Below are 15,888 nucleotides of genomic sequence, written 5' to 3'. Positions count from 1 at the left end.
TGTGGCGAGGCCTTCTCCGGCCCGCAGTTTCCAGCCAGACATGAAAGGACGCGCCGGTAAACGGTTTATCAAGCCTATTTCCGCATATTCCGTTTGAAAAATCTCGCCAGCAGAAAGCCGGTCCCAATGCCTATTGTCTCATCCTTGCGTTTCAGTCTGCTGGCCCTCTGCCTCGCGGCGTCCGATGTGCAGGCAAACAGTGTCTCATTGATCCAAAACGGCTTCTTTGCGCAGCGCGCCTCCTTTGATGATACCTCTTCCTTAGTGCCGAACCGTACCGCTCTCGCGCAACCGTCCGGCGCCGATGTCAGCCGCGGTGCGGTGGCCTTGCGCCCCGGCGCCGCCAGCCTTTTCCGAGGCCGCGCCAGTGGCGGTCTTTTTGCGCCGGTGCAAGTGCAGGTCCTGCCGTCTGCAGCCAAGCAGCTCATGACCCTGATTGCAGGCGCAGAGGCGGGCAAGGCCGGCTATGATGCAGTCCAGCATGGCGCCCGGACCCGGCCTGCTAAACGGCCAACCGAAATGACAATCGCCGAGATCTATCAATGGATTGACGCCACCCCGGGACAGCCCCATGCGATCGGGCGCTATCAGCTTATCCCCGCCACCTTGCGCCGTCTGGTCCGCCATCAAGAGGTGTCGCACAGCGAAGTTTTTGATCCCGAGCTGCAGGACCAGCTGGCACACCAGCTGTTGGAAGAGGCCGGCTTCAGCGATTTCCTCGCCGCTAAAATGCCACGTGGGGACTTTATGCTCAATCTGGCCAAGATCTGGGCGGGCTTGCCGACGTCAAACGGCCAATCCTACTACGAGGGCTATGCCGGCAATAGCGCGGTCTACACGTGGGACTATTTCGACAGCCACTTTAGAAAGATCTTTCCGGGCTAGCGGCTGATTTGGGTCTGAAGGGGGCGTGGTAGTAACTATTTGCCAGTCTACCGAAACAACAAAGTGAATCGACTGCTGGTTCCCCTACAAAATAAGCGTTAGCCATTTCCTTGTGATGTGGTGATTTGGGCGGAAAGCTACTGCCAAAACAGCCAGAGCGATCTTTTAGTACCCAGGCAGAAATCGGCGATCGCTGCCCACGGCTTTCAACGCGATCAAGGTGCTGATCTGCACGGCTATACCGAATGCTCAGAAACTGGGACTGGTTTTGAGACTCCAACGCCTGATCTGTAGTGCAGGCTATATGTTCGGCTTTAGTGGGGAAATTTGGTGCGATGCGCTGCAGCGCCGAGCATTCGCTATATTCCTGGTTGAACCATGACGCAAAGGTCAAAGTCGTGTGAGGTTCAACATCGAGCAATAAGAATATAAAGGTTCTGTCGCAAATGGCAGAACTATGTGTCGTCTCACATTTTTGCGGGACGACACATAGCTTTGCCATTGCCCAGCCGCTAAGCCGTTGAATTTGTGTCTACAGTTTTCGCCAAGCCGCACTATTTTTGCCTTTTACGACTCAAAGGTTTTCCATCGTATCGCAATTGACCGATAGCCGACATTACTCTCAAGTGCGGAGAAAGTCCGAAAAGAGCCCACTACGGAAGTCTTCGAATTTCGCTGCGCACACTCTCAGTATGAAAATCGCTGCAAGTGCGCGGGTAAGGACGCCGCTGTGCGGCGGTGAAGCAGGCCATGCCCGTTCGGGGGGGGGGCGAAAAGGCTGTCGGTTCAAATGTTAGAAACGGATGCCAAACAGGCCGCCATCGTCGACAGCATCAGTGATGCGCGTAGGTAGAACGTGATCATAGATGTTAAATCCACGCTGGAAGCCTTCCGAGGGGATCGCGTCGGAATTCATCGTGACGATGTATTGAAAGCCAAGATTTTCGGCCTTCTCTGCGCCGAGTTGTAGCGCTTTGGCGACCTGTCTTTCATCGACACCGTCGAAGAGGTGGCTGTCGTGGATCAGAAAGCCTGGTGACGTGCCACGCCGGGTGCACAGTTCGATGAGCATTAGATCAAAGCAGAAAATCTGCATATTGGTGATGCCCTTGCTGCGCTGACCGTCGATTTTGACTTCAAAACGTGGTCCCGCTGTCCCGGCGTCGATCGTTAGGCTGCCAGCTTGTTCGTAGAGAGATTGTGACAGCTCCTCGAACGCCAGAATGGCATCGCCCAGAACAGATTTACGTTCCCGGATGTCATCGCGCAACGCTTGGGCCAACCGGTTTCGGTCAGCGTCAAGTTCAGTTTTCGTGCTTTCCAGCGTTTCGGCTGTGTCCAGCCTTTGTCGCAAGGTTTCCACCTCAGCCTCTGCACGTCCCATCTCTTCGCGCAAAGCGGTGTATTGCTCAAGCGCGCCCCCCGATTGCAGAACGGTCATGATCTGCCGACGGCGTGTGTCGAGTTTCTCCTTCTCTTCTTCGCGCTTCTCGATGCGATTTTCGGCAGATGACAGCTCCGCTTTCAGATGCGAGGCCCGGTTTTGAAGAATAGTGCGATGAAAATTCTGCACTTCATCGAGGCGGCGGGTCAGCAACTCGGGCAGGACAACACCTGCCTCAGCATAGAGCTTTTCAAGATCCTCTGTGACGGGTGCTTCCTCTTCCAACAGGGATGCCTGAAGCTCTTTGATCAACTGGCGATCAACGAAATTCTCTTCTCCAAGCGCGTTGATGGATCTGGTTATGTCACTGGCTTCGGATTCCAGCTCACGGTACTCCGGGATAACTTGGAATGTGTCGATTTGAGTGCGGATTTGTTCCACGCGACGAGAAGCGACGACTACTTTCGTGCGCAAATCTGCCGCGCGACCGAAATGCGGCCCTAGCTCCCCGGACCGGGCGGCTTTCCCGAGCGACTTAACCAGTTTTTCTTTCTCTCGAAGCCCCTGAAAGTCTTGAGAGACGTGCCAGTCAAGGCCCAGGAGATAGGAAATGGCAACTTGTTGATCCCAGATTTGTTGCTTGCCGGCCTGTTGCGTCGGCGTCTGAAACGCGTCACTTGCCTGGCGTCGGGCAAAGTACGCAAAGAGGGACCTGAAAGTGGGTTGAAACTTGGTGTCGGAATCGGGCGGCGCTTCAAGCCCAAACCATTTGGCACCAAGGGTGTGACACCAATTGGTATTTGAAATCTCGAAGAGACCACGATCTTCTTTGAATTTTGGCGGGATTGGCCAATCCTCGACGGGGCCATTCAGGAAAATCTTACTGGGAGCAGAGCCGGAGCGCTCAGCGGTGATCTTATCGCCGCCAACATCCATCTAGATGTCAAAGCTTTCGTTGAGGAGCGCGTTAGAGCGAAAAATGCTGTCTGTTTTGGCGTTACCGCCGGTCAGGAAGTGGACGGTTTCGACAAAGCTGGACTTGCCAGCGCCGTTGCGAGTCTGAAGATCTGTTGCACCTTCGCTCTTATCGGCCAACAAGACGTTCAGCCCGGACGAAAATTCAAGCGATTTGAAGCTGTTAAGGCTGCTGCTCAGTCGTGTGATCATGACGCAGCCCGCACAATGATGCCGCGCCGGGCTTCCACCGCACCGATCATGAACAGAAAATCTAGCGCGAGAATGAACCAGGTGTATTCAACAGGTGCGTTGAGTGTTGCCGTTGAGCGGCGCTCACGGATTGCATCCCAAAGCCGGGAAACGGTCATCGGTTCGTTGAGCAAGCTGAGCAGTTCACCACCGACCCCGATGAGGGCCCGATCTGCGCGCACATGTTTGGTTGGCAGGATCATGAGCCAGTGACCTCGGTTTCGGGATCTTCGAAGATATCACAACTGTCGAAGAAGTAAGCCATGACGGCCATAGCCACCGCCTGGCGTTTTGGCTCGCCGCTAACGCCTGCGAATTTCTGCAGGTAAGAAAACATCTGATCGGCGTCTAGTTGCATGGCTTTCAGTTTAGCGTAATGATCGCGGAAGGCTTCAGCGATTTTTTCACCGATTTCCACGGGACCTGCCTTTTCGAAGTAGGTCTCGACAAGTCGCACTTTGCGTCGCCCAAGGCGCAGCAGATCGGCGGCTTCGACCGAGAGTTCATTTTTTTCCAGCTTTTTTGCGGATGGTGGTGCAGGCAGGGGCTCGGCCGGGTCCGGATCGCGGCGTTGCAAAACGTCGATCACCGGCTGCAAATCCGCAAGTTCAATGCCACTGGCAATTTGCTGATTGGGAACAGCACCATACATCAAAAGAGCGCGTGAATCATCTAACATGACATGCCAGTCGAAAAGCTCACTTTCAGACCAAAGCTCAAAAGAGATACCAGGATTTTCGGCGCGGAGTATATCAAGATGGGACACGACAGCCGGCGGTTGACCTCCGGGGATGTTGTGAACGAACACCCATCGTTGCATGAAATCAGGCCACTTGATCTGCGCGCCTGCGAAATCGACGTTCACTTTCGCAATTGTCTTTTGATTGGTGGGCGTTTCGGGACCATAACACTGGAAAATCGTTCCAGTGCTCAGCTGGCGACCGTCACATTTCCAGTCGCCTTGTTTGCCGTAAGGACGCACAATCTCGAAATCGGCCCCGAGGGCATGGCTGCCGAGCCTGGCAACCCAATCCTGGAATTCGGTTCCTTTCTTTTCAAGGAACGCAATTTTGAAATGCTGTGCATAAAATGCGGTTGAAACGGGGTCCATAAGTGCTCGAACGTGTCAGGCCTTGGCTGCTCTTTGGATGTTGAATTGGGCACATCTGTAGTGTTTCAGCGATGTAACCCTACCTTATATTGTCTCTCATATGAGCTGATTTCACAAGGAAAATGAGGGGCGTTCAGGCGTGAAACAGACTCTGTCGCGTGCGAAAGGATGCTGCGTCAGCGAAGGCTCAAAATCGAATGACGGCAAAGTCCGCATTCCAGCTGTTAGCGACACTAGCTTCAAAAGGCACGCTACCATAAATGCAAATCATGACGACAGCACAGCGTAGCTGTGATAACAGAGTTTATGATCTGATTTTCTACACTCTTTTTGCATTCAGCACGGACCTCTCCGTGGCTTTTGAGTTGCGCGAGAAGAAGGGAAACAGATGAAAAGAACAGACCTCCCCCAGATCCAAGGCAAACGCTTCGAAATCGAGACACTACACGGCGACATCGCCGACCTTACGAAACAAGCGAATGAGGGGCCAACTTTCCTCCGTCGGAACGGGCGTGTCTCCTACGTCGTCATGTCCGAAGACCTTTTTGAAAAGCTATGGCCCGATCCAAGAAGAGCCTGGGCCCAAAACCTAAACCGATAACCTGCCTTCTAACTCATCACAAAAGCGTTTCATGTCGAAATCCGGATCTAATGGCCCCATCAACTGAACCTTTTTTTGGAGCTCCTGCATTTTGGCCAATAGCTCCTCATAGCTACTGTCTGAAGGATCTGATGACTCGCTTTGATGAGTTGCTCGAGCGAGTTCCAGTTTAACTTCGCTTTCCCTCGTTTCTTTGTCGCTCATGCCAACTCACTCCCAATCAACAAAACGCTTGTCGTAGACGCGACCAGCCTCGCACCACAATCTATCTGCAGAACCTTCGCACGACTTAGCGGTCGCGCCAAACCAATTGCTGCTATCTTCTGGCGCAGCCCCATCTGCCAAAAGGATCATATCCACAACGTAAACGCTGAGCTTTCAGCTGGGGCGACATCGGTGTCGCATGACACCTGAATGCCTTGAGGCGCAGGGGGCTAACATGAGACGTCAGCAGCCCCCAAAATCCGGCTCCAGCGATTTTGAGCCGTTCAGCCACGCCTCAGTACTACCATCGCCTTCAGCGCTAGCTCAAAATCTCATCTAGATACGCTTTTGAACAAAGTCCGCAGCAAGCTCGTCAGGAGTGCTAGTACGCGTACAAAGACGTTGCAGCGGACGGAGAATTTCAGTGGTTCTTTTATGAACAAGGTCACCATTTACGACTGCTTCACTTGATCTTAGGTTTGAATGCTTGGCTTTAGGTGCCAGTGCCTTCCCTTTTGGCTATTCATAGTTTTTGCTTGCTCAGGTGAACTTCTGGAACACTTCGGGTTCTGATTTTGGGTAAGCGCGAACAAACCCAGCGTCGCAAGGTATTGTCTCAATCTCTTTTTTGTCCAGCGCGCGTGCTAGGTGGATTACTGCCACGTCCAATTGCTCTGCCAATTGACCAAGTGTAATAAATCTCTCTTCAAAATCTCGAATACTGCTTTCGGTTATGTAGCATCGGTAATGTTGCGTTTCGGGATTCCGAACTTTGTATTGCGTGAGGTACCCCCCATCCCTAAGGCGCCTTACCGATGCTACGTTCATTCGTAAGTGGGCCGCGGCATCCAGCAAAGCCAAGTCCCCCGCAAATCGGCGTGAACGACGCGAAAACACTTTGCCATCGCAGACCAAAATAGCGGCCAAACCCGAGGCGTCAGGATCTCGCGATAATCCCTCCCGCTTTCCGCTCACCCAATCTGAGATCACCCTGGCGAACGGAATCTGGCTCCGTCTGCAGAAATCTTTTAAGGGTATATTTTCTTTGCTGGCGGCGGCGGCGGGCAAATTTTCAAGACGTGTCAGAAGTGCCCTAACCGAAGACTTTGTCACGTATTGCAGGGAGGTTCCAAAGCGATGAGACTCCAGCGTCTTGCTTCGGATAAGAGCTTTCACCTGAACTGGGTGGATGTGCAACTGTGCTGCTGTCTGTTTTATGTTCTGAAGCCCCGCCCAAAATTGGAGAACTTTGTCGAGATCTTCGTAGCGAATATCTTGAAGATCGGCCAATTCCTCTACGGCAGCGCCACGAAGATGCGCAAGTATGCCCCGAACCCTAACTTTACCCACACCATGTTCTTCTCGCACGCACTCCAGCGTTACGAGCTCTGGCGCCCTTATCTCGGCACCAAGTATCTTCGCTCCGCTCTGCAATGGGTAGTTTTGACTGATGAAGTCACATACACACCCTCTGAGCGAAGCAGTTGCAGGGTCATCTTCGGTGCTTTTCAGCCACGCATAAAATTCGCCCAGATCTGAAGTAAAATATGACCTCTCTTCAGAGGGCCGCCGTTGCCGCGTTTGCTCCAAGGCGCTGGCTAGCGCATCGCCTCCCTTCTCAAGCACGCTAAAGCCTAAAGACATCGCTGTGCGCTCCTGCTCCCAACTCAGATCGGAACGCTTCAACTGAGATCCAAAGCCTAATTGCATGCCAAGCGAAAGGGATACCTGATGCAGGTGCGTAAGGTCGAGAGAGTCAAGCCAATCAGCGTGTTTGCCGAACTCAATTCGGTGGCTAAGGTAATTTTCGAATGAAGAACGCCCTAAAATACAAGCGGACTGAGCCGCTTGCATTATTAGACCCTTTGAACAGACACCTGCTGAACAACATCATATGTACGATGTGTGTTCAGAGCATTGGGTAACTTTAGTAGCGGCACCCCGTGTTTGGCACAGGTTCCAATTGGCAACACCAACCAGTCAAGCCGCTGAAAGCCCCCATGTGACCCAGCCTGCTCAAGCGTTTCTAGAACACACTGTGGACAGATCCGAGTGATTGCACGAAGCATCGTACCATTGGTCGCGCTGGAATGTCCTACACGATATCTACACGGGCCTATTTGTACTGGTGCATTAAACGTGAGTTGCTCTAGTAAAACTCCAGTCAACCTGGATAAACGCCAGAACTGATCCGGATATGCCGAGCATATTCTTGTCCACCGCAGCCCGAGATCCGAGCACCATTCTCTCGGTACACTGAAGTTTATTCTAGAAACCCTGGAAACAAGGGAAGCCGGCGTTTCTAGGTGCACGATTTTGGAGGTGAGAGCTAATTGTTCAATCATTAATCGCCCTCCAGGAGTCTAGAATCCTGGGAAGCATCCCGACCAATAATTTTGCGCACGTCTATTCTTTGAAAGTCCTCCGCGAGGAAGGGGTTGAATGCAGGGATACAGCCCGTCTTTCTCCGAAATGAGTCCGCAAAATGATCGACCGTAAGCTGACTATCATTTGAATAGAGCGCCTCCTCAATTCCGTCCAAACTCATTTCAATGATGAGGCCGAACTCATTTGCACCCGCGTGCATCAGCCTTTTGTAGAATTCACCGACCTGGACCTGTTCGGTGGGTAGCAAACCCGACTTGGCTATCAGACCAGCAAGGATTTGCGAAACACCACCTCCGTGCGACACCCAACTCACCGGGTTTAAATGGGTGACGTGCAGCCGTTTTCTTAGCTGCGCATCAGAGTTTATCATTTCAAGCAAATCATGTGTGCCAGATAACACCAGCCCCACAGGCCAATCCCGATCATTCATGAGAGCTTTGAGGGTATTCACCACATCGTTGCGAGTCTTGTTGCCCTTATTGATGTAGAGATCTTGTGCTTCGTCGATGCACAAAAAAGAGTTTTGCGCGCACGTAAAAATTGACGCACTTGCCTCTAAATTAATGCTTCTGACTTTTCACGTACAAGCTCAAAACCCAGAGCGCTCAAGAGCTCTGTTCCAACGACCTTTAGTGAAACAGGCGATGGAACGTCAAACTTGATTACTTCCGCAGGACCCGAGCCTTCCTCGACTATAATCAGGTCAGGATGCGTTTCAATTAATCGATCAACTGCGGTGGATTTTCCGCTCCCAGCAGCGCCAATAAGCGCTAAACCCCTGACTTTATTGCGGCTGCCCAAACGGATAGCTGCACGCCGTTCGCGAAGCTGACGATCAAAGGAAAGCCTGAGTTCATCTGAAGCCTGATGCGCTACAAACAAATCTCGCAAACGAGCGATCTGGATATCCACCGCTTCCAGTTGTGGTCTTGAATCACTCGTCATCTTCAAACCTCCAACCCGGAGCTGGAAGCGAGGTATCCCCAGAGTTTTGCTCCTTGGCCAAAACTTCTGAACCCGCATTGCCTGGCTCATTCTGCAAAGGAACTACATGCCCAAAAAGGTCTGGTTCAGGCGTAAGCTCAAAGATCTCTGCTTCGTCGACGTCAATACTCAGCCCGAGAAAGAGGTCTTCTTTAGCGCGCTCCAACCCGGCAGGAGTTTGTCGCTTTAGAACAACTCCGAAGCGCTCACGTTCATCGCGATCTCGTTGGATGATGTCGGCCAAAGCGTCAGACACGACCTGTTCTTGCAGGACTGCCTCAGCCTGATGTTTTAATCGCAATTCGCGTGCTGCGGCTTCCCACTGTTCGTAAGAAACGCCTTCAAAGCTTTTTTGCAGTGCATGCGCCACAAACCAGTCTTTGTCGATTTGCACCATGATCCAACCGAGATCCCTAAGGTGCACTTTCAGGTCAACGTGAGTTCTATGATCGTGAAGAAAAAAACGTCTTAGCTCTGCGCAGCTATAGTCGATCCCAAAAAGACAAACGCCCCTTCCGGAGACACTCCGGTGGTATTTGATACCAAAGGCAATACGGCGGGTCGCCTCTGCCAAATGAGTTACAACACCTCGTGCCTTGGAAAGCCGATCCCAGCAATTGTTGGGCGTTTCCCCGTTCAAGCCGCGATGCGGCAAGTTGTGGTAGATATCAACGACGTATCGGACCAAGATTTCCATAAGAGCATCATCCGAGAATATTGCCATTTCTTCAGACGGATAATCGCCTCTTTGTTGGGGATTGAAGAAAGTTCGCCCGGACAAGTAGGGCATCAGAAGCGCCCCAAATGCACCAAATATACGCTCAACTCGCCCCCTGAGGTGCGGGAGACCGCCACGCGGCGTTTCTACGATCCCAAAAGCTTCGCAAACCGCAAATCGAAAGGTATCATCTACGAAAGCGACACCAAGATCTGTCACCACCGAGCTCAAACCTCCATGGTGATGCCAATCTGATGCACACCCGGCCGCGCGCGCAATGTCAGTTTTATCGCGCGTCACATCAGATAGAAGGGCGATCGCATCCTCGCGATTTGGTTTCGCGGCGAGTCTCATACCCACAACACACCGTGTGGCGCAGTCGATTGCGAGATACAGCCATCGGCGACCTCGTTTTACCTTAGCTAATTCCTCCGCAGTTAATTGATCCAAAGCACCGCGCGCAGCGAGAAGCGAAACCAGATCCACGCACCACTCATCAATCTCTATTCTCTCCATCGGATAGCCCGCAGTGACGCCTTCTTCGTAGATAGCAAAATTGCGATTTGCATAGTCGACTCCATGCCGCTGCACGCATGTGAAGTAAGGATCGAGCTTCGATAGCTCGCGCTCAACCTTACGCTTTGAAGGGACTGTCAGTTTGGGCTTACCCTCCGCCGCTCTCGACCTATTAACTTTTTTGAATAGGTCCCGGCACAGATCAGCGACATTTCTCTTAGACAGTCTTTGGCGGGTCAAATAAGCTTCAACGCTCTTTCCGATCAGCTTGGATGCCTCCAGGCAAAACCGAGCAGTGCGGTTTCCGGAAAGATGTGTTCTTGGGATCAGGCCAAGCGGCGAGCACCCGGCATCTTCATAACGCTTCAGCCATGTCCTTAAGGTCCGCGAACTTGGCGGAGCCCGATAGTTGTTTTTCTTCCCCGCTCGCGGCTGTTTCCAGTTACTTTGAGCAGCCCGCTCTTGGGCGTTTACGTGCGCTTCAATTGCAGGGATGACCCTCTCTATCGACGCATCTGTACGCTTGGCTTCGTTGTCACGCTCATATTGAAGGAAACCATTTACCCACGCCAAGCGCCAAACAACTTTTGACTTAATCTCATCAGAGTAGCTCTCTAGCGCATCGATACCTGTGCTCGCGCGTAAATCCCTTCGTCCCGGCTGAAAGTAGAACGGGTCTAATGGTACATCCGATCTCTGTAAGAGATCATGTAGTTCGCCAAAGGTAAGGAACAGCTCTCGTTCTCTATCCTCAACATCCTCGAAAATGTAACCGTTTTCGGTTCGCTGATTGAAGGCATACTTTCGCGCATTCACTTTCAGCAATGCGAACGAACTCAATCTCAACGGGAGGTTCATATCATGCCCCCCCTCGCAACAATACTCTCGGTGCCAAGCAGTTGCGTTTTGTCTGCGATCAAAACCTTTTCATAGATGGCAATGACAATTGCTCTGAAGCCATCTCCCTCAAGATCCAACATTTGAGACAGAGCCCCCAACGTTATGGGAGAGCAGAGACTCTCAACGATACTCAGCAGTTTATTCTGATGGGCGGCGTTTCTTGAGCGCGAAAACTCGAGATAACGTTGTGCGTTTAACGCTTCGTCGCGGGTAAAGTCTCTATCAGTGACAAGAACTAGATCGTCGGCGAAGTCTTTGCGGAGGGCGGCGCGAATTTGTCTTAGTTCACAAAGAAAACCGCTTTCTATGACTTTCTTCCAAGGTTTTATGGCCAGTAACAATCGGCGTCCATTGCCCAGTTTGAGCAGACAATCCGGGAAATGTACTTGAGATCTACCTGCAGCATCTATGTATCTAACAGCCGTCGGCTGTTCCCAAATGTCCCTAACGTCGTGGTTAGCCAGATAGAGGAAGTACACTCTCTCTTCCAATTTGCTTTCATATTGAACGATCCTTGGATGCTCCCACCCAGGCAATTGAACGGGAAAACATCCCCGAGAACTAGCAGTTGAACGCCTTGGTATAGTGCGAGTTGCACGGCTTGGTTCGGGCGACTTAGTGCCCGTGATTATCGTTTGTTGCTTCTTCATGCTCAAATTGGCGGGCACGCCAGCTATACAAGCCGGAGGCCAACCACCCTTTTCTTCGGTGTTTATCGAGCAAAGCCCAACCGCCTCATCGGCTATAAGAGCCGATGAAAGAGTTGACTTTGCGGTGCTATCAGGGGAAGAAGGAGCATCGGTTCTCTAATCGACGCAGAAAAAGGGGTCTCGCGGTGTAAGGGCTTGCGAGGCCTCTTTCATTAATTCCTTCTAGGTGTGATCTTACAAATTAGGTCATTTAGCCTTGCCTCCATCTGTTTGATATCTTTCCGGCCACAGAACTTCAGGCGATGTTCCGAGCTGCACGGCAATGGCTTTCTGGATACGTTCCGATCGCCGATAGCCCTGCGAGACAGTTGAAACGGAACTGATGGAAACCCCAAGTTCTCTACTTATCTGCGCCAAACTCGTGCCCAACAAACGTAGATCGTACTTGATACGTTCATGTCTTGCCAAATCCACGATCAATACGCCCGCCAAGCTAAGTCCTCAGTCTAACACCAACAATAAGTACGTGCCATTCTACAGCACACCACATCTTGAGTCACTATTTTTGCTTTATTTCAATGGCTTAAGCAATAATGCCTTGAAAAAACGAAATCCAACCTTGTGCCGTTCGTGCTAACCGATTGAAATAAAGCAACACCGCGACAGAAAACATTCCCCCACAAACCGAGAACTCAGGTGCGAAAAGTCAGCAAAGTAAAAATTGGGAACGAAGAACTCTACTCCGTGATCGCTTCGAACACAGGTGCCAAAGTCTATGCGCGCGAGTGTTTAATCGCCTTATTGAAGGCATCAGATTGTCTGCGGACCTTCGCCAAGCGGCTCGGGGTATCGCCGCTCGTTGGGCGCAGACTACTGGAAATCGCTCGATTTAACTATGTTGTGCACCTTCACAGGCAATACAAGAAAGGGGCGACATGCTTTCAGGTGGCCCAAGACAACAGTTTGAAATTGTCGACATTGCTACGTCTGTTCCGTGAGCAAAAACTGAGAGTGCAGCGCGGAGTACGCAGGCCAAGGGTAACTCCAAGGAAACTAATCCAGATTTGGCGAGACACGGAAACGATCATAGGAGTTGCCAGAAAGCTCGGCATCGCAAGAAATATCGCACGAAACATACTTCTGGAAGCAGGCCTGATTCAGACGGAAATGCCACGCTACAGGAGGCCAATACTTCCCGAGGGAGCTATCATGGGAAAGCCGATAGCTACTTGATTTTCGAATTGACCTCTGAAGCACCCAAAAAGTTTGCTTTTCGTCACGAAGCTTGTGGGTATCGCAGATCGCAGAAAACACTTGGAGTTCCGCTTTCCCACAAACAGTGACGCCAGAAGATCTGCTAGAGATTGTAAATCTAGATTTGCACGGCTGTTCAACACCCCATGGTGCAAGAAGACTTTGCGAGCTTGGATTGGTCATGCCATCCGATTTTGAAATCACCAGTCAAACGGGCCAAACGCTGCAGTTTCAGACGATCGATATGGATCTGCAGGGCTACATCGTTTCCAAGAGGGTGCAAGACTGTCTGATCTCCGAACATCCATTTATTACGGAAGCCAGAGCAAATGTGCACAAGGATCAGTTTGCCAGCCCTGCCACGGTCGTCTTCGAAACAAATTTCTTGCGATCAAAAACCGCTGAAGAACTTGAGGTTTTACATTGGCGTTCAGCCAAGAGCTGGTGCACTTAGGCTCATGCACCTTGATAAGCGGGCTAATCTGTAGGGGCGCAGTGAAATGATTTTGAAACGCAGTTTGGCAACTTGCCGGCACTCAACAATCATTATCAGGTGCGATTGAGCAAGCCCTGTCCAAGGCCGTCTCATTTTCGATAATCTGCGGCTCGCATCGTTCCGTTGCTGATCGTGTTGGTTTCCGCGCCTGGGACAATATCGGTGTTTTGCGCAGCCAGAACAGCCCAACCAGAGCGCTGTCGCTCTGCGACAAACATCATAATCGCAAAACGCGTGTCGAGCTGTTCGCCTTCTTTGCCAAGCTGGCCCCGCAGTCGCCAGCGCGTGTGGATGATGGCGATATCATCACTGACCTGCCGCACCTTGATGCGCCGCGGTGAGATCTCGGAGCTTTGGAAAAAGGTTGTGAGCCCATAGTGGTGCGCACGCTCAATATCATCACGGTTATGCCACCAAAGCCCAACCACATTCACAAAATCTGCATCCTCAACAAAGAGGGAGGCAAGCGCGTGCGCGTCTCGTGCATTCCAGGCCTTGGCAAACAGGTGTGGAATATCTTCGGGTGTGTCAGCCATAGGCGCTCAGAACTGCGGGGATCAGGATATCCTCTTCATCATAGGTGTGCCGATGCAATATCTTTTTTGAGCGCCTCGGCCTGCTGAAGCGCTTCCGCCACCGTTGCCTTTGAGGTGCCTTCTCCATTGAGGCGCGCGAATACCAACTCGGATTGGTCCAGCGCTTGATCAAGAAAGCTGTGATCGTTTTCCAGCAGGTCTATCGCCTGCACGAGCTGGGGAAATCGGTGAAGAAACCCCGGCAGCACATTGCTGTCCTCAAAGCTGTGATGCGCATGTACGTGACCGACCAGATCAAGGCCCAGCCTGTTCATGCCGCTCAGCCCCATCACCTCCTGCGCACTGCCTTCAGGCTCATCGAGCACAGCCTCAAGTCCGCCAACCAACCGCGCGCTGGCCTCTGATATTGTGGCGTGCAGTCGTTGCAGATGGGCAGGCCAGCCCAGAAACTGTGGATCATTGTCCCAAGAGGCACGATCCGCAGGAAAGATGCCCTGCAACAGGTCCGTACTCACCATGTCGCGGGTCGCGACATGGTAAGTACGGGCGTTGTAGTCATAGGGCGTCATGGTTAGCTCAATCCTTGCGCTTTCATCGCGTTCTGCACGCCTTTGTCGTCCAGCATGGCCTCCATAAAGCGCTTCACAGCAGGGTAGTCTTGCCAAGGTTTGGGCGTGTGGGCTGTCCAGCGGGTCATGGCAAAGGCATAAGGATCCGCTATGGTGCGCTTGCCGCCGACCAGATGTGTGCCATCCTTCAGAAGTGCCTCAAGGTGGGTCATCACCCGATCAATGCGGGCAAAGGACGCCTCACGCACATCATTGATTGCGCTATCTTCCGTGCTCACCGTAAATCGGGGTGCTGCGAAAAAGGGCCAGAAGGCCGGGTGGAAATCGCCTGTCAGAAAGGCCAATGTCTCATCTAGCTCAAACTGGCTGAGCGGATCTTTGGCAACGCCGAGATCTGCATCCGGGAATGACACCTCAATGTATTTCAGGATTGCATCTGCCTGTGTCATGATCCGGTGGTCGCCATCTTTCAGCGCGGGCACCATGCCAAGCGGATTGATCTTCAGATAGTCCTCAGAGCCCAGCTCAACACGTTCTGCCTCATAAGAGGCACCGGTCCATTCCAGTGCAATATGAGGGGCAAGAGCGCAGGTTCCGGGGGCGTAGTAGAGTTTCACTTTGGGTAGTCCTTTCGTGTGTAGTCTCAGTTTGGGCGTGGGGTGAATGTCAGCGTTTCCACCGCCGAGCCCGGTTCGCTAAAGCCGTCCGTCACCAGAGGGCGATCAAACAATCCCGTCAGTCGGTTTCCAGCGATGTCTTCCAGTGTTGTGTTGACTTCGAGGTGATAGGCAGTGCCGGCCCAAGGTGCTGTGGGGGTGAATAGCCATTCCCGCTCCTCGTCGCCTAAGCGCAGAGCGCCACGCACAAGGTTGCCTTGCGTATCCTTGACGCGAATTCTGTAGGCCAGTGACAGATGGTCCGTTGGACCATCAAGAGCCACGCGCAGGGTGTCTCTGGAGCCTGCTGACGGCTCAAAAATCCGCCAGTCGGCCAGATCTGGCACGGTAAAGTCAGCCTCAACGACGTCAAAGGTCTTGCTGTATGCACGGCTCATAGCGCAGCCGCTACGTGTCTCCGCACCCGCATCAACCCTTAGGGTATAACTCTCGCCGGCCTCCAGAGCACGGCCCAGAGTGTTATGGGCCACAAGTCCTGTCTTTACGCGGCCCGGATCAAACAGCACCGTCAAACGCCGATCATCTGGCGACCAGAGATCAAACTTGTTCTCGATGAAAGCACCGGTAACAATTTCGCCATCTGCATCCAGCAGAACAACTGACTTCCAAATTCCCTCTCGTGCCATTGGCTCTGAGAAATAGATATAAAAGCGCAGCAGGTTCTCCGGCAAAATCTCCGCAGTTGGGTACACCTGGTCAACATATGCCGTAGGTGTTTTGTTGCTCTCACAGGCGTGTGCAGTCGCGCTGGCCGATATAAAACCGGCCAACGCAACGCCTGCAGATACAATCAGGCTTCTCATCTGCAT

General features: G+C 52.3%; 17 protein-coding genes. 2 read left to right on the top strand and 15 right to left on the bottom strand.

Going from position 1 to position 15,888, the window contains the following annotated elements; genetic code table 11:
- The first annotated feature begins 93 nt into the window (after positions 1-93).
- The gene (locus J7412_RS10090; RefSeq protein WP_247743859.1) at positions 94-885 is read left to right on the top strand and encodes a hypothetical protein; all 792 of its coding nucleotides are present in this window, start codon (positions 94-96) and stop codon (positions 883-885) included.
- 793 nt (positions 886-1,678) lie between these two features.
- On the opposite strand, the gene J7412_RS10085 is transcribed toward J7412_RS10090, so the two are convergent.
- From J7412_RS10085 to J7412_RS10035, 11 genes are all read right to left on the bottom strand, one after another.
- Positions 1,679-3,205 (bottom strand): ABC-three component system protein, encoded by a 1,527-nt coding sequence (locus J7412_RS10085; protein WP_247743858.1) that lies wholly within the window; start codon positions 3,203-3,205, stop codon positions 1,679-1,681.
- On the bottom strand, positions 3,206-3,436 hold the full coding sequence (locus J7412_RS21835) for a hypothetical protein (RefSeq protein WP_247743857.1): 231 nt from the start codon (positions 3,434-3,436) through the stop codon (positions 3,206-3,208).
- Positions 3,433-3,678 (bottom strand): ABC-three component system middle component 6, encoded by a 246-nt coding sequence (locus J7412_RS10080; protein WP_209078530.1) that lies wholly within the window; start codon positions 3,676-3,678, stop codon positions 3,433-3,435. Before J7412_RS10080 ends, J7412_RS21835 begins: the two co-directional genes overlap by 4 nt.
- The gene (locus J7412_RS10075; RefSeq protein WP_209078529.1) at positions 3,675-4,586 is read right to left on the bottom strand and encodes an ABC-three component system protein; all 912 of its coding nucleotides are present in this window, start codon (positions 4,584-4,586) and stop codon (positions 3,675-3,677) included. Before J7412_RS10075 ends, J7412_RS10080 begins: the two co-directional genes overlap by 4 nt.
- Before the next feature lie 589 nt (positions 4,587-5,175).
- Positions 5,176-5,391 carry a hypothetical protein gene (locus J7412_RS10070; protein WP_209078528.1) on the bottom strand — a complete coding sequence of 72 codons (216 nt, stop codon included), beginning with the start codon at positions 5,389-5,391 and terminating at the stop codon, positions 5,176-5,178.
- A gap of 540 nt (positions 5,392-5,931) precedes the next feature.
- Positions 5,932-7,245, bottom strand: a complete 1,314-nt coding sequence (locus J7412_RS10065) for a hypothetical protein (RefSeq protein ID WP_209078527.1) — start codon at positions 7,243-7,245, stop codon at positions 5,932-5,934.
- A 490-nt stretch (positions 7,246-7,735) separates the two neighbouring features.
- Positions 7,736-8,320 (bottom strand): TniB family NTP-binding protein, encoded by a 585-nt coding sequence (locus J7412_RS10055; RefSeq protein ID WP_348540493.1) that lies wholly within the window; start codon positions 8,318-8,320, stop codon positions 7,736-7,738.
- A 14-nt stretch (positions 8,321-8,334) separates the two neighbouring features.
- Entirely contained in the window at positions 8,335-8,724 is a 390-nt protein-coding gene (locus J7412_RS10050) for an ATP-binding protein (RefSeq protein WP_209078522.1), read from the bottom strand.
- A complete protein-coding gene (locus tag J7412_RS10045; RefSeq protein ID WP_209078521.1) occupies positions 8,714-10,855 on the bottom strand; it encodes a hypothetical protein in 2,142 nt (713 codons plus the stop codon). Before J7412_RS10045 ends, J7412_RS10050 begins: the two co-directional genes overlap by 11 nt.
- Positions 10,852-11,376, bottom strand: coding sequence for a TnsA endonuclease N-terminal domain-containing protein (locus tag J7412_RS10040; RefSeq protein ID WP_209078520.1), 525 nt, complete (start codon positions 11,374-11,376; stop codon positions 10,852-10,854). The genes J7412_RS10045 and J7412_RS10040 overlap by 4 nt, the downstream gene beginning before the upstream one ends.
- 417 nt (positions 11,377-11,793) lie before the next feature.
- Positions 11,794-12,039 carry a helix-turn-helix domain-containing protein gene (locus J7412_RS10035; RefSeq protein ID WP_209078519.1) on the bottom strand — a complete coding sequence of 82 codons (246 nt, stop codon included), beginning with the start codon at positions 12,037-12,039 and terminating at the stop codon, positions 11,794-11,796.
- Positions 12,040-12,982: 943 nt separating this feature from the next.
- Here J7412_RS10035 and J7412_RS10030 point away from each other — a divergent pair.
- Entirely contained in the window at positions 12,983-13,255 is a 273-nt protein-coding gene (locus tag J7412_RS10030) for a hypothetical protein (protein ID WP_209078518.1), read from the top strand.
- Positions 13,256-13,386: 131 nt separating this feature from the next.
- Here J7412_RS10030 and J7412_RS10025 read toward each other — a convergent pair whose 3' ends face one another.
- From J7412_RS10025 to J7412_RS10010, 4 genes are read right to left on the bottom strand one after another with little or no spacing between them, the layout of a single operon-like run.
- On the bottom strand, positions 13,387-13,833 hold the full coding sequence (locus J7412_RS10025) for an SgcJ/EcaC family oxidoreductase (protein ID WP_209078517.1): 447 nt from the start codon (positions 13,831-13,833) through the stop codon (positions 13,387-13,389).
- A 38-nt stretch (positions 13,834-13,871) separates the two neighbouring features.
- Positions 13,872-14,402, bottom strand: a complete 531-nt coding sequence (locus tag J7412_RS10020; protein ID WP_209078516.1) for a hemerythrin domain-containing protein — start codon at positions 14,400-14,402, stop codon at positions 13,872-13,874.
- Positions 14,403-14,404: 2 nt separating this feature from the next.
- On the bottom strand, positions 14,405-15,019 hold the full coding sequence (locus J7412_RS10015) for a glutathione S-transferase N-terminal domain-containing protein (protein WP_209078515.1): 615 nt from the start codon (positions 15,017-15,019) through the stop codon (positions 14,405-14,407).
- A 26-nt stretch (positions 15,020-15,045) separates the two neighbouring features.
- Positions 15,046-15,888 (bottom strand): hypothetical protein, encoded by an 843-nt coding sequence (locus J7412_RS10010; RefSeq protein WP_209078514.1) that lies wholly within the window; start codon positions 15,886-15,888, stop codon positions 15,046-15,048.

Origin of the sequence: Shimia sp. R9_3 (genome assembly GCF_017743755.1) — a bacterium.
Classification (GTDB): domain Bacteria; phylum Pseudomonadota; class Alphaproteobacteria; order Rhodobacterales; family Rhodobacteraceae; genus Shimia.
The sequence above is the reverse complement of the archived record's forward strand: the minus strand, read 5'-3'. Positions and strand labels throughout refer to the sequence as shown.